Genomic DNA, 12,899 nt, shown 5'->3' with positions numbered 1-12,899 from the left:
GGTAGTAGTCAGCCGTCAGCTCATGCGGACGTCGTGCACGACATGTGCACCGTGGGCGGGGCCGGTGGCACGCACGACCTCGTCGCACGACTTCGAGGCCGCCAGCACCACCATCAGCTCGAGCGCGTCGGCGCGGCCGGCGCACAGGAAGGCCACCGTCGGCCCCGACCCCGAGACGATACCGCCCAGAGCGCCATTGTCGAGTCCCAGGTCCAGGGTCTGCTCCAGGTCGGGCATCAGCGAGAACGCGGCGTCCTGCAGGTCGTTGCGCAGACAGCGGGCGATGCCGTGCACGTCGCCCGCGCGGAGGGCGGCCATGAGGCTCTGCGACGGCTCCGGCGTCGAGACCGGCGCAGTGCCACGCAGCCGGTCGCACTCGGCATACACCGCCGGGGTCGACAGACCCTCGTGCCGCAGCGCGAAGACCCACTCGGTGCGGCCCTGGGTGAGGATCGGCGCGAGCTGCTCACCACGACCGGATCCGAGCGCGGTGCCGCCGAAGAGGGCGAACGGCACGTCGCTGCCCAGTTCGGCGGCCAGGCTCTGCAGCTCCTGCTTGCTCAGTCCGGCGTCCAGCAGCGCGTCGACGCCGACAAGCGCGGCGGCACCGTCGGCGGAACCACCCGCCATACCGCCGGCAACGGGGATCGACTTGTCGATGGTGATGTGTGCCGTGCCGGTGAAGCCATAGCGCTCGTAGACCATCCGTGCGGCCTGCACTGCCAGGTTGGACGCGTCGGTCGGCACGTTGTCGGCATACGGCCCCACGACGGTGCAGCCCCAGTCACCCGCCTCGGAAACCGTCACGTTGTCGGTCAGGTCCACGGCATGGAACACGGTCGACAGGTCGTGGTAGCCGTGGTCACGCAGCGGGCCCACCCGCAGCTCCAGGTTGACCTTGGCGGGCGTGCGCACCGTGACGCCGAGAATCGTCCGCACCGAGCTCATATGAGACTCTCGCACAGCAGCAGATACCGCGCACTCCAAAGTCCGGGGTCGGAGGCTCCGGCGCCCCTGCGAAGTACCGAACGAGGTACGAGTGAGGACTTCGCGGGGTGAGAACTCATGTCGTCACCCTATGCCGAACGCGCTGCCGCGATGACGGCGAAGTCCTGGATGCCGAGACGCTCGCCGCGCAGCTGCGGGTCGACGCCGGCCGCACGCAGGACCTGCTCGGCATGCTGGGCCGATCCGGCCCATCCGGCAAGGGCCGCGCGCAGGGTCTTGCGCCGCTGCGCGAACGCCGCGTCGATGCAGGCGAACACGTCCTTTCGGGACGCCGTCGTCACGGGCGCGGGCCGTCTCCGCATCTCGACCAGGCCGGAGTCGACCTTGGGCGCCGGCCAGAAGACATTGCGACCCACCCGGTCGGCCAGCCGCACCTGCGCATACCACGCGGCCTTGACGCTCGGGACGCCATAGATCTTGCTGCCCGGGGTCGCGGCGAGCCGTTCGGCGACCTCCAGCTGCACCATGACCAGCACCCGCTCGATCGACTCGAACCGCTCGAGGAACGACAGGACCACGGGCACCGACACGTTGTAGGGCAGATTGGCCACCAGCGCGGTCGGCGGCGGCCCGGCGAGCTCGGTGACCTGCAGGGCGTCGGCGTGCACGAGCTCCAGCCGATCGGCGGACTCGGGGGCGTGCCGGGCGACGGTGTGCGGCAGCTCGCCGGCCAGCACCGGGTCGATCTCGATCGCGGTGACTCGACCCACCCGTGGCAGTAGGGCCAGCGTGAGGGATCCGAGGCCCGGGCCCACCTCGATGACGTGGTCGTCGGAACCGACCTGCGCCGCGCGCACGATCTTGTGCACGGTGTTGGCGTCGATGACGAAGTTTTGACCCCACCCCTTGGTCGGGCGGAGGCCGAGGCGTGCCGCGAGCGCCCGGATCTCGCCGGCCCCGAGGGTCGGCGAGATCCGCGCCGGGTCGCCCGCGTGCGGCATACGGCCCGCCTCGGATCCTTTCGAGGAGTCCGCGGGCTGCGCGCTCGAGGACTCGTCACAGGTCATGACGTGCACCCTATAGCCGCGCCCGCTCTGCCCCAACCCGCCGAGAGGCATACCTCCACACCGAGCGGCCCACCTATTTTGTATGCCGCTCGGTGGGTTTGCTTACCTCTCGGCGGGCGGGTTGCTGGATCAGGCAGCGCCGGCGCAGCCCCACGGGCCCAGCCCACGCTGGTCGTAAAGATGGTTGGCGATCGTGATCTGCTGACCACGCGAGGCCAGGTCGGCCCGCGCCGCGAAGCGCCCGCCGCCGTTGGCGATCCAGGTGCCCAGGTCGAACTGCAGGCCGCCGTAGTAGCCGTTGCCGGTGTTGATGTGCCAGTTGCCACCGGACTCACAGGCCGCGATCCGGTCCCACATCGCGGCGCGAGCAAGATCCAGGCCACCGTTGCCGCTCGTGGGCGGGTTGGACGTCGGGGGGTTCGTGGTCGGCGGCGCGACGGCCTTCTTGGTGCCGATCACGATGATCTTGCTCACCGGCGACTTGGTGGTGACGCGCTTGAGGACGGTGTAGCGCTGCACCTGGTTGTTCACCAGGATCTCGCGCAGGGTGACCGTCTGGGCACCGGTGACGCCGGGGCGCTGGACCTTGCTGGTGCCGTTCGCCATCGATGAGTCGTAGTGGCGCTCGACGCCGAAGTCGAGCAGACGGCTCTGCGTCACGACGCGGATCGTCGCGGTGGGGCGGGCCTCGTCGCGCGAGACCTGCTTCGCCGCTGCCGCGCGGGTCTGCGCCGGGGTTACCTTGTGCGTGGCCTTCTTGGCCGCCTTCTTGGTGGCCTTCTTCGTCGGAGTGGCCGACGTGCTGTGGGTGGTGCTAGGGGCGGCCGAGGCACTCGTCGAGGGTGTGGCCAGTGAGGTGCCGGCTGCACCGGTGCCCGACTGAGTGCCACAGGCGGTCAGGGCGCTGCCTGCGAGGATGATCGCAGCAGCCGCGATGGTCCGGCGGTGCTTGAGCGTTGAAGTCACGGGTTCTCCGATGTCGTGCTGTCCCGGCTCGGTCTCGTGACACGTCAAGCCTGCGCAATGCAGGCTTTCGATGGGCGCTTTCCACAGTGGTCGCGCCGGGCTCCACGGGGTCAGGAGCCCATCCAAGAGTTGACCGCTCTCGGGTTGAACTCACCTACCGTGATGGATCAATACCCCAAAGGTCAAATTTTGGTAACGAACGGGTGTGTCTCCGCTGTGAATGTGCGGACCGCTGTGACCGAGGTCACCAGGGTCCGTAGACCCGCTCACTGTTGTCCGAAAGGGCGGTGCACAGCTGCGGCACGGCGACCCCCAGGACCCCTGCCATTGCCCGCACCGTGACCGGCACCAGGTAGGGCGCGTTGGGGGCGCCGCGGTGCGGTGCCGGCGTGAGGTAGGGCGCGTCGGTCTCCACCAGCAGGTGCTCCAGCGGCGTCACCGCCAGCGCATCCCGCAGACCGCGCGCGTTCTTGAAGGTCACGGTGCCCGAGAACGACAGGTAGTAGCCGCGCGCAACACATTCGCGCGCCATCTGCAGGTCACCGGAGAAGCAGTGCAGGACCGTCTTCGCCGGTGCGCCCTCCTCCCGCAGGATGCGCAGCACGTCGTCGTGGGCGTCACGGTCGTGGATCTGCAGCGCCTTGCCGGTGCGCTTCGCCAGGTCGATGTGCCAGCGGAATGAGTCCTGCTGCGCGGCAACGCCTTCCGGGCCTGTGCGGAAGTAGTCGAGTCCGGTTTCACCGATCACCCGGACGCGGTCGTGCGCGGCCAGCTCCTCGATGCGCGCCCGCGCCTCAGGGACGTCCCCGCGCTCGTCGTGACCGGGTGCCTCGTTGGGGTGGATGGCGATGCCGCCGAGCAGCTGCGGGTGCCGGTCGATCGCCTGCACCGTCCACTCGGCGCCGGCCAGGTCGCAGCCGACCTGCACCATCCGATCGACGCCTACCGCGACCGCCGCCTCGATGGCCAGCGCAGGATCGACCGGGTTGGCGCCGTCGCGGGCGATGTCCAGATGGGTGTGGTTGTCGACCACCGGGATCGGCAGCCGGTCTGGCGCCGGCGGCGGGCTGCGATGCCCGCCGCTGTCACGCTCCGTGCTCACCGATCCACCGTGCTGTCCTGCTCGGAGTCCCCGCGAAGCGAGGACTTCGTGGGGTTTAGCCGTGCACGCTCCTCGTCGACCACCGACGGGTCGAGCTTGGTGAAGACCGGTGTCGGCTTGGCGATCGGTGTGCCGATGATCACATCCACGGGCCCCCAGGCGGGCGTCTTGGAATACTCCCCCGTGATGATCGGGTAGGACCGCGAGTCGTCGTCGAGGTCGCGCACCCGCTCCAGCCTTGGCATCGGCATGAACTGCCCCTCGGCGCCGAGGGCCGCCGCGATCTTGTTGGCGCTGTGCGGCAGGAACGGCGCCATCATCCGGTTGAGGTCACTGACGGCCTGGACCAGCGTATGCAGCACCGTCGCCAGCCGCTGGCGCTGGTCGTCCGCCTTCATCTTGAACGGTTCGGTGTCCGAGACGTACTTGTTGGCCTCGCGCACCACCCGCATCACCTCGGCGAGCGCCGCCTTCTGCCGGTGCCGCTCGATCAGCGCGCCTACGGTCGCGAAGGCGCCGTGCACCTGGGCCAGCAGCGCCTCGTCGATCGGCTCGAGCTGCGCCGGCTGCGGGATCTGACCGAACCGGCCGGCGATCATCGACGCCGTGCGGTTGACCAGGTTGCCCCAGCCCGCGACGAGTTCGGAGTTGTTGCGCTGCACGAACTCGGCCCAGGTGAAGTCGCTGTCCTGGTTCTCGGGACCGGCGGCGCTGATGAAGTAGCGCACGGCGTCCGGGCCGTAGCGGGCAACCATGTCCTGCACGTAGATCACGTGGCCGCGGGAGGTCGAGAACTGCTTGCCCTCCATGGTCATGAACTCCGAGGCGACGACCTCGGTCGGCAGGTTCAGCACGCCATACGGGCCGGGCTGACCGCCCTTGTCGCCGCGGCCGGCGTAGGCGAGCAGCTCGGCAGGCCAGATCTGGGCGTGGAAGGTGATGTTGTCCTTGCCCTGGAAGTAGTACGACCTGGCTACCTCGGGCGTCTCCTCGGGGTCCCCGGGAAGTATCGGAGCGGAGCCTGCGGAGCGGAGAACTTCCTGGGGCGTATTCCACCAGTCGCGCCACCGCTCCGGGTCGCCGGTGCGGCGCGCCCACTCGATCGCCGCCGACAGGTAGCCGATGACCGCGTCGAACCAGACGTAGAAGCGCTTGGACTCCCAGCCGTCCACCGGGATCGGGATGCCCCAGTCGATGTCGCGAGTCATCGCTCGCGGGTGCATGTCCTTGGCGAGGTTCTTGGCGAAGTTGATGACGTGCGGGCGCCACAGTCCGGTGCCGTCGACCTCATCCAGCCAGCGCTGCAGCTCGCCCGCGAGCGCCGGCAGGTCGAGGAAGAAATGCGTGCTCTCGACGAACTTCGGGATCTCCCCGTTGATCTTGCTGCGCGGATCGATCAGGTCGCTCGGGTCCAGCTGGTTTCCGCAGTTGTCGCACTGGTCACCGCGCGCCTCGCCAAACCCGCAGATCGGGCAGGTGCCCTCCAGGTAGCGGTCCGGCAGAGTGCGACCGGTCGACGGGCTGATTGCCGCGAGGGCGGTCCGCTCGACCAGGTAGCCGTTCGCGTGGATCGTGCGGAACATCTCCTGCACGACCGTGTAGTGATTGCGGGTCGTGGTGCGGGTGAACAGGTCGTAGGACAGGCCGAGATCGGTCAGGTCCTGCGCGATGACGGCGTTGTACTTGTCGACGACCTCCTGGACGCTCAGGCCCTCCTGCTCGGCAAGGACCAGGATCGGGGTGCCGTGCTCGTCGGTGCCGCTGACCATCAGCACGTCGTGGCCCGCCATCCGCATGTAACGACTGAAGACGTCGGACGGCACACCAAAACCGGCGACGTGGCCGATATGGCGCGGACCGTTGGTGTATGGCCAGGCGACAGCGGACAGAACCTTCATGACCAGCAATCCTAGGTGCGAGCCGATCGCCGGATCGACCGGATATCCCTCGCACCCCCGAGACGTCACGAATCACACCCGAGAAGTCACGAATAGCACCCGAGCGGGCACAAATAGCACCCGAGTGGTCACGCACTGACTATTCGAGTGCTATATGTGACCTCTCGCGGGTTATCTGTGACCTCTCGCGACTCGGGTATGCAGGTGCGAGCCGATCGCGCAGGCCGCCACGCTCGGTGGGTTCCACGACCAGTCCCATCTGCACCGCCACTTCACTCGGCTGCTGTCGGTGATCCCGGCGACCTTTCGGAGGACGGACAGCCCCTGACCGGTGCCGGTGTCGATAGCTCACGTCTCGGGGGTTCGCACCTCACCTCTCGGGGGTTGGGTCTGCAACGATGCACCTCACCCGACCTGCATGGAGGACACCATGTTCGCTGCACTCACCGGCGCCGGCCTGTCCGCCGCAGCCGGGCTCAACGCCTACATCCCGTTCCTGCTGGTGGCGCTGCTCGCTCGGTTCACCGACGTGATCAACCTGCCCCCGGCATACCACTGGATCGAGTCGCCGTGGGCGATCGGCATCGGCGTCCTACTGCTGGTCAGCGAGCTCGTACTGGATAAGATCCCGGCCGTCGACAGCGTCAACGACCTGGTCGGCACGGCCATCCGGCCGGCGACGGGCGGCCTGATCGGGGCAGCGACCCAGTCCGCGGGCACCTTGGACCACAGCTCGTTCATGCAGCAGCACGTCTGGATCGGCGCCGTCGGCGGCCTCGTCATCGCCGGGCTCGTGCATGGGGCCAAGTCGGCCGCGCGGCCGGTCGCCAACATCGCCTCCTTCGGCGTCGCCGCCCCCATCCTGTCGACGGTGGAGGACACCGCATCCATGGGGCTGAGCCTGATCGCGGTGTTCCTGCCCGTCCTGGTGATCCTCGCCCTGATTGCGCTCGCGTGCGCGTCATGGACCATCATTCGTCGAGTGAGGACCTACGCCAGGAACCAGAGGTATGTCGAGAATCTCCCGTAAGCAGCGCGACTGGATCAAGGCGGCCGTGACGCTCGTCGTGATCGCCGTCGTCGTTGGCTACTGGTGGCACGTCGAGCACCCCGCCGGCATCCAGAGCCCCGGAATGACCGGTGGCACCGTGGTCAAGACGCAGCCATCCGGCAACCGGCTGAAGCTAACCGTCGACTACACGGTCAACGGCACCAAGCACCAGACCACCGGTGAGGTCGGCGCCGTCCGGTTCCACTCCGACGGCAAAGTGGTCTGGGTCTGTTACAACCCGCAGTCTCCCGGCGACACCGGCAAGACCAAGCTGCGACTGCCCACCGACCCGCTCTGCGACCAGACCTAACCGCCGACGTCAGCCCGCCGTATGCCGTGCCGCCAGCGCCGCGTCGTACAGCGTCTTCTTCGCGCATCCGGTCGCCTCCGCGATCTCCGCGCAGACCTGCTTCATCCGCTCGCCGTCGGCCACCCGCTCAAGGACCTGCGGCACCAGCTCCGCCACGGAGCCGCCCGCGGCACTCGCACCCGAGACCACCACGGTGATCTCGCCGCGCGCACCCTGGGCAGCCCACTGGGCCAGCTCGCCGAGCCCGCCCCGGCGCACCTCCTCGTAGGTCTTGGTGAGCTCTCGGCATACGGCGGCTCGGCGATCCGGCCCGAATGCGGTGGCCATCGCCGCCAAGGTGCTCGCCAGGCGATGCGGCGCCTCGAAGAAGACCATCGTGCGCCGCTCGGTCGCCAGAGCGCCCAGCGCCCGACCGCGTTCACCCGGCTTGCGCGGCAGAAAGCCCTCGAAGCAGAACCGGTCCACCGGCAGCCCGGACACCGCGAGCGCCATGAGCACCGCGGACGGCCCCGGCACGCAGGTGACCCGCAGGTCGCGCTCGGTGCAAGCGACCACCAGGCGGTATCCCGGGTCCGACACGGACGGCATACCGGCGTCAGTCACCAGCAGGACCCGCTCCCCCGCGGCAATGCGGTCCGCCAGCTCCGGGGTGCGCCTGGCCTCGTTGTGCTCGTGATAGCTGAGCATCGTCCCGCCCACGGTCACGCCGAGCGCGTCGCAGAGCCGTTTGGTGCGCCTCGTGTCCTCGGCCGCCACCACATCGGCGCCGGCCAGCTCCTGCGCCAGCCGCGGCGCGGCGTCCAAGGGGTCACCGATCGGGGTCGCCGCCAGGACGAGCACACCCTCGCTCGCGGTCGGCTCTTCCAGGCGGGGGTCGGTCATGTCGACACTGTCGCATGCGGCGGCGATCGCCCGCCATCTGACATCCGGGGCGCTGCACGCCGCCGCCACGGGTTGCTCGGATAACCTGAGCCCCGGCCACGACCAGCAGACGCCAGAGGGGGACCCGCGTGACAGCCACGCTGACGCGTTCTGCGTCCGGTGCGCAGCCGGGCGCGGAGACCTCCATCCGCAGCGAGCTGCGGCATCGCCTGCTGGGTAGGCCGCGTTCCGCGCAGGAGAAGCTGTGGGCCTGGCTCGGCCCGGCACTGGTCACCGTGATCGGCGGGGTCCTGCGGTTCTGGGACCTCGGGCGCCCCCACCAGCTCATCTTCGACGAGACGTACTACGTCAAGCAGGGCTGGTCGCAGATGCTCTACGGCTACGCCAGGAAACCGCCGAACGCGGTGGAGAATCCCGACTCGCTGTTCACCATGGGCAACTTCCACATCTATGGCAGTCAGACCGACTTCGTGGTGCACCCGCCGGGCGGCAAGTGGCTGATCGGCTTCGGGGAGCACCTCTTTGGCATCAACAGCTCGTTCGGCTGGCGTTTTGCGGTCGCCGTGTGCGGCACCATCGCTGTATACCTGGTCGGCCGCGCCGCGTGGCACCTGTTCCGGTCCGCGCTGCTGGCCACGCTCGCCGCGCTGCTGCTGTGCGTCGAGGGTGAGGCATTCGTCATGTCCCGCACCGGGATCCTCGACGAAATGGTGATGTTCTGGGCGCTCGCCGCGTTTGTGGCGCTGCTTGCCGACCGCGACAGATCGCGGCGCATCCTCGCCGACAAGGTGGCGGTGCTGCGGTCCGCCGGCACCTGGGCGCGGCATGACCTGGCCGGCCCGTGGCTCGGCATACGGCCCTGGCGCATCGTGGCGGCCCTTTGTCTCGGCGCCGATCTGGGCACGAAGTGGTCCGGCGGCTACTTCATCGTGGTGTTCGGCCTGATGACCGTGTGGTGGGATCTGGGCGCGCGGCGCGCGGTGGGCGCCCGACACTGGATCGCGGCGACGTTCCTCAAGGACTCGCTGCAGGCCCTGGCGACCATCGTCTGCTTGTCGATCGGCGTCTACATCGTGACCTGGTGGGGCTGGTTCGCCAGCTCTGGGGCCTACGACCGCACCTGGGCGAAGTCGCACCCGGCCGTGCTGAGCTCCGGGCTGTCACCGGACAGCTCGTGGTTCGGCTGGCTGCCCGACTCGATGCGCTCCCTGTGGGAGTACCAGATCCAGATGTACCAGTCGGCGGCCAACATCACGTCGACCCATCCCTACATGTCGAACCCGTGGGGGTGGATGCTGCAGACCCGCCCGACGTCGTTCTTCTACGAGAGTCCGACGAAGGGCCACGAGGGGTGCACCGTCGCCCAGTGCAGCAAGGCGATCACCTCGCTCGGCACCCCGTCGATCTGGTGGCTGGGCACCATCGCACTCGTCTTCCTACTCTTCCACTGGGTGCTGCGGCGCGACTGGCGGGCGGGCGCCATCCTCGGCGGGATTGCCGCCGGCTGGCTGCCGTGGTTCGCCTACCAGGAACGCACCATCTTCACCTTCTACACGGTCGCATTCGCCCCGTATGTCGTGCTCGCCTGTGTCTTCGTGCTCGGCCTGACCCTGGGACCGGCGCACGCCACGCCGCGTCGGCGGCAGATCGGCGCCGCTCTAGTCGGGGCGTTCACCATCCTCACCGTCGCGCTCTTCGTGTTCTTCTGGCCGATCTGGACCGCGCAGGTCATCCCCTACAGCCAGTGGCAGTGGCGTATGTGGTTCCCCAGCTGGGTCTAGCCCCACCGAGAAGTCACGAATCGCACCCGAGTAGTCACTAATCGCAGCGTTGCCGTGCGGAAGTGACCTCTCGAGGGTTGCGAGTGACCTCTCGGCGGTTGGGAGTGACTTCTCGGGGGTTGCGAGTGACTACTCGCGGAACTGGGCGACGTAGCCGGGCAGGATCTGCTCGGCGAGGTCGACCGCAGCGTGCGACGGCACGTCCAGCACGTCATACCGCTGGCGGCCCGCGGCGGTCGCCAATTGCACCGTGGCGACCCCCGCACGTCGCTGGAAGAACGAGGCCCGGATGCCGACCGCCACCGCCCCGTCACGCTCCACCACGCTCGTGCGCCGGGTTATCGCGCCGGAACGGGCCACCAGGAAGCGGGCGGTGATCGCGTGACCCAGCGCGTTCGCGCGCGAACGGCCGAGCGCGATGCCGAGCAGCAGCGGCAGCACCGCAAGCGCGCCGATCCAGGCCCGGCCGACCATGAACGCCAGCGCGATCAGCGCAACCGCCGGCACCGCGCACGTCCCCAGTGCACGCGTATACCGCCGCTGTGTCGCCGCCGCACCGTGCGACTGCAGCGGCGTCGCGAGCGCACCCGGGGTGCCGAGCACCAGGTCGGCCGTGCGGCATACGACATCCCGCGGCGACGACGGTGCAAGGGTCGAGCTCATCCCGCGGCCCTCGTCCTTGACGCCGGTCGTGATCGCCCGCAGCGTCGCGCCCCGCGCCCAGCGCAGCGGCACCGCCTCGTGCAGCTCGACTCCCCGCAACCGCCGCTTCTCGAGGGAGGTCGCGCGGGTCGTGAGCAACCCACGGCTGGTGTGGAACGACCCACCGGCCTCGTTGTGTGCCAGCCGAAAACCCCAGAACGACAACACATATCCGCCGACCGACAAGATCACCATGACCAGCAGCAGAACCACGATCCCGACGATCACCGCGAGCGCGACACCCAAGCCCTCCAACGAGCTCCACGTGCTCTGCACCTGCGCGTTGTTCTCCACGTTCAGACCCGAGTCACGGATGATCTGCCCGCCGACCGCAAAGATCGCCAGCGCCGCGATCAGCCCCGCCGGACTGAACGGCGCATATCGGATCCACGCCGGATCCAGCGCATAGATCAGCTCGTCCTGGCTTGCCCGGTTCTTCACCAGCGACACGCCCTCTGCCGTGCCGTCACCGACCGGCGCCGCCGCACCGTCCGCGGCGGGGCCGGGATCGCTTGTGGGGGCGCCCGCTCCCCGTCGATGCAGCAGGTCCTCCCGCAGCGCGGCGGCATGCGGCGCGGACAGCCCGTCGAGCTTGAGCTCGGACTCCCCCGCGCCGGTGCCGATCTTGACCTCCGCCAGGCCCAGCGCACGGTGCAGGATCGTCGCGGTCACGTCGACCGAGCGGATGCGGTCCATCGGCGCCGAGATCGTGGTCTTGTTGAGCAGACCTCGTCGCAGCTGCACCTGCGCCTGGTTGAACCGATAGGTGGTGGTGAACCAGCGCAGCAGTCCGAGCGCCACCGCAACGCCGGTACCGATCAGGCTCCACCAGTTCTGTCCGCCACCAGCGCTTCCCGCGATCAGCAGACCGATCAGCACCGGCAGGAACCGGATGACCTCGCGCACGGGGTGGACCAGCAGCATGCGAGGGCTGAGCCGCCGCCACTGCTCGTCGGCCGGGAAGTCCTGCGCGACCTCCGCCATGACCTCCGCGCCCAGTGCCGGCTCGCCGTCAACGCCGGCCTCCGTCCGCGGGTCTCGATCGTTCATGTCGGGGTGACGTTCATGTTGCGTCGTCCGCACCGGTCGCCGTCGCCGCGGTCAGCTCCTGCACGACCCGATCGGCGGTCTCCCGGTCGAGCCCCTCGATCTTCATCTCGCCCTTGGCGGATGCGGTCGTCACGGTCACGGTGGACAGCTTGAACAGCTGAGCGATCGGGCCGCGCTCGGTGTCGACGGTCTGCACGCGCGACAGCGGGGCGATGCGCAGTTCCTGAACGATCCAGCCTCGCTTGGTGTAGATCGCCGTCGACGTGACCTCCCACCGGTGGACTCGGTAGCGCCAGATCGGGATGACTCCGACGCCGACCACCAGCACCAGTGCCACCGCCAGGAAGGCGAGCCACCTCCACTCGCCGGTCAGCCGGCCGACGCTCGAGCCGGCTGTCGCCGCGGCCAGCAGGATCACGCCGAGCACACCATACTGCGTGGCCCAATACGTCCTGGCCCGTGATGACACCAAATTCGCGGGGTCGCGCAACTCCATAGCGATACCTTCTCACGATGCGCCGACCGAGGGCGTCGTCCAGGAGCATGCCGCGCGGCGGGCGTCGTGCGCACCGCACCTCATGGTCGTCCCGCCGGGCCACGCGGAGCGGGAGACTGCGCCGCCCTCCTCGAAAAGTCCTCAGGATAGCCTCGTGGCCGTGTTCAAGATCATGCTGCTCCTGCACCTGCTCGCCGCCATCTTCGCGATCGGTCCGCTGGTCCATGCCGTGACCACTGCCGCCCGCGGGCTGCGCACCGGCGACGCCGCCGCGACCGCCTCCTCCGCGCGGATGGCGACCATATACTCCTACGCGTCCCTGCTGGTCGTGATCTTCGGCTTCGGGCTGATGTCGGCGAAGACGCCCTACCCGCCACACAAGGCCGTGGCGAGTTTCGGCGAGACCTGGATCTGGCTGTCCGTGCTGCTGTGGCTGATCGGCGTGGCCATCAGCCTCGCCGTGACGGTGCCCAGCCTGCAGAAGGCCACCGTCTCAATCGGCGACGGTCAGGCCATCGACTCCCTCAAGGGCAAGGTCGCGGGCAGCGGCGGCGTGATCGGCATCATCTTCGTGGTGATCGTCGTGCTGATGGTCTACCGGCCCGGCAGCTAGACCCGCCCCGTCGAGGGGTCTCAAACCTGCCCC

The 12,899-nt window shown here is 68.9% G+C and carries 12 protein-coding genes; 4 read left to right on the top strand and 8 right to left on the bottom strand.

The window, feature by feature from the left end; genetic code table 11:
* Positions 1–15: 15 nt before the first annotated feature.
* The 5 genes from FGL98_RS02420 to metG all read right to left on the bottom strand — a co-directional run bounded on the left by FGL98_RS02420 (position 16) and on the right by metG (position 5,981).
* Complete coding sequence (locus tag FGL98_RS02420; protein WP_146315060.1) at positions 16–948, bottom strand: 4-(cytidine 5'-diphospho)-2-C-methyl-D-erythritol kinase; 933 nt, start codon at positions 946–948, stop codon at positions 16–18.
* A gap of 128 nt (positions 949–1,076) precedes the next feature.
* Positions 1,077–1,949, bottom strand: a complete 873-nt coding sequence (gene rsmA / locus FGL98_RS02415) for a 16S rRNA (adenine(1518)-N(6)/adenine(1519)-N(6))-dimethyltransferase RsmA (RefSeq protein ID WP_222431983.1) — start codon at positions 1,947–1,949, stop codon at positions 1,077–1,079.
* 195 nt (positions 1,950–2,144) lie between these two features.
* On the bottom strand, positions 2,145–2,981 hold the full coding sequence (locus tag FGL98_RS26680) for a resuscitation-promoting factor (RefSeq protein WP_146315058.1): 837 nt from the start codon (positions 2,979–2,981) through the stop codon (positions 2,145–2,147).
* 244 nt (positions 2,982–3,225) lie between these two features.
* Positions 3,226–4,083: a TatD family hydrolase gene (locus FGL98_RS02405; protein ID WP_146315057.1), complete on the bottom strand. Its 858-nt coding sequence runs from the start codon at positions 4,081–4,083 to the stop codon at positions 3,226–3,228.
* Positions 4,080–5,981 (bottom strand): methionine--tRNA ligase, encoded by a 1,902-nt coding sequence (gene metG / locus FGL98_RS02400; RefSeq protein ID WP_146315056.1) that lies wholly within the window; start codon positions 5,979–5,981, stop codon positions 4,080–4,082. Before metG ends, FGL98_RS02405 begins: the two co-directional genes overlap by 4 nt.
* A 430-nt stretch (positions 5,982–6,411) precedes the next feature.
* Here metG and FGL98_RS02395 point away from each other — a divergent pair, with 430 nt between their 5' ends.
* Positions 6,412–7,011, top strand: a complete 600-nt coding sequence (locus tag FGL98_RS02395; RefSeq protein ID WP_146315055.1) for a DUF4126 domain-containing protein — start codon at positions 6,412–6,414, stop codon at positions 7,009–7,011.
* On the top strand, positions 6,992–7,342 hold the full coding sequence (locus FGL98_RS02390) for a hypothetical protein (protein WP_146315054.1): 351 nt from the start codon (positions 6,992–6,994) through the stop codon (positions 7,340–7,342). The genes FGL98_RS02395 and FGL98_RS02390 overlap by 20 nt, the downstream gene beginning before the upstream one ends.
* Before the next feature lie 9 nt (positions 7,343–7,351).
* Here the strand turns inward: FGL98_RS02390 and rsmI are convergent, their stop codons facing one another.
* The gene (gene rsmI, locus FGL98_RS02385; protein ID WP_146315053.1) at positions 7,352–8,224 is read right to left on the bottom strand and encodes a 16S rRNA (cytidine(1402)-2'-O)-methyltransferase; all 873 of its coding nucleotides are present in this window, start codon (positions 8,222–8,224) and stop codon (positions 7,352–7,354) included.
* A gap of 128 nt (positions 8,225–8,352) precedes the next feature.
* Here rsmI and FGL98_RS02380 point away from each other — a divergent pair, with 128 nt between their 5' ends.
* Positions 8,353–10,005 carry a dolichyl-phosphate-mannose--protein mannosyltransferase gene (locus tag FGL98_RS02380; protein ID WP_146315052.1) on the top strand — a complete coding sequence of 551 codons (1,653 nt, stop codon included), beginning with the start codon at positions 8,353–8,355 and terminating at the stop codon, positions 10,003–10,005.
* Positions 10,006–10,134: 129 nt separating this feature from the next.
* On the opposite strand, the gene FGL98_RS02375 is transcribed toward FGL98_RS02380, so the two are convergent.
* Together FGL98_RS02375 and FGL98_RS02370 are read right to left on the bottom strand one after the other, a co-directional pair.
* The gene (locus tag FGL98_RS02375) at positions 10,135–11,757 is read right to left on the bottom strand and encodes a PH domain-containing protein (protein WP_146315051.1); all 1,623 of its coding nucleotides are present in this window, start codon (positions 11,755–11,757) and stop codon (positions 10,135–10,137) included.
* A 13-nt stretch (positions 11,758–11,770) separates the two neighbouring features.
* Complete coding sequence (locus FGL98_RS02370; protein ID WP_146315050.1) at positions 11,771–12,253, bottom strand: PH domain-containing protein; 483 nt, start codon at positions 12,251–12,253, stop codon at positions 11,771–11,773.
* Positions 12,254–12,407: 154 nt separating this feature from the next.
* Between FGL98_RS02370 and FGL98_RS02365 the strand changes: the two genes are divergently transcribed.
* Positions 12,408–12,866 (top strand): DUF2269 family protein, encoded by a 459-nt coding sequence (locus FGL98_RS02365; protein WP_146315049.1) that lies wholly within the window; start codon positions 12,408–12,410, stop codon positions 12,864–12,866.
* Positions 12,867–12,899 lie beyond the last annotated feature (33 nt).

The sequence above is a fragment of the Leekyejoonella antrihumi genome, assembly GCF_007845645.1.
GTDB classification, from domain to species: domain Bacteria; phylum Actinomycetota; class Actinomycetes; order Actinomycetales; family Dermatophilaceae; genus Leekyejoonella; species Leekyejoonella antrihumi.
This window is presented reverse-complemented; position numbering and strand designations above follow the sequence as displayed.

Coding starts and splice junctions, on each gene's coding strand:
- rsmI (WP_146315053.1), bottom strand. CDS start 8,224: ATGACCGACCCCCGCCTGGAAGAGCCGACCGCGAGCGAGGGTGTGCTC.
- FGL98_RS02390 (WP_146315054.1), top strand. CDS start 6,992: ATGTCGAGAATCTCCCGTAAGCAGCGCGACTGGATCAAGGCGGCCGTG.
- FGL98_RS02395 (WP_146315055.1), top strand. CDS start 6,412: ATGTTCGCTGCACTCACCGGCGCCGGCCTGTCCGCCGCAGCCGGGCTC.
- FGL98_RS02375 (WP_146315051.1), bottom strand. CDS start 11,757: ATGAACGATCGAGACCCGCGGACGGAGGCCGGCGTTGACGGCGAGCCG.
- FGL98_RS02420 (WP_146315060.1), bottom strand. CDS start 948: ATGAGCTCGGTGCGGACGATTCTCGGCGTCACGGTGCGCACGCCCGCC.
- rsmA (WP_222431983.1), bottom strand. CDS start 1,949: ATGCCGCACGCGGGCGACCCGGCGCGGATCTCGCCGACCCTCGGGGCC.
- FGL98_RS02370 (WP_146315050.1), bottom strand. CDS start 12,253: ATGGAGTTGCGCGACCCCGCGAATTTGGTGTCATCACGGGCCAGGACG.
- metG (WP_146315056.1), bottom strand. CDS start 5,981: ATGAAGGTTCTGTCCGCTGTCGCCTGGCCATACACCAACGGTCCGCGC.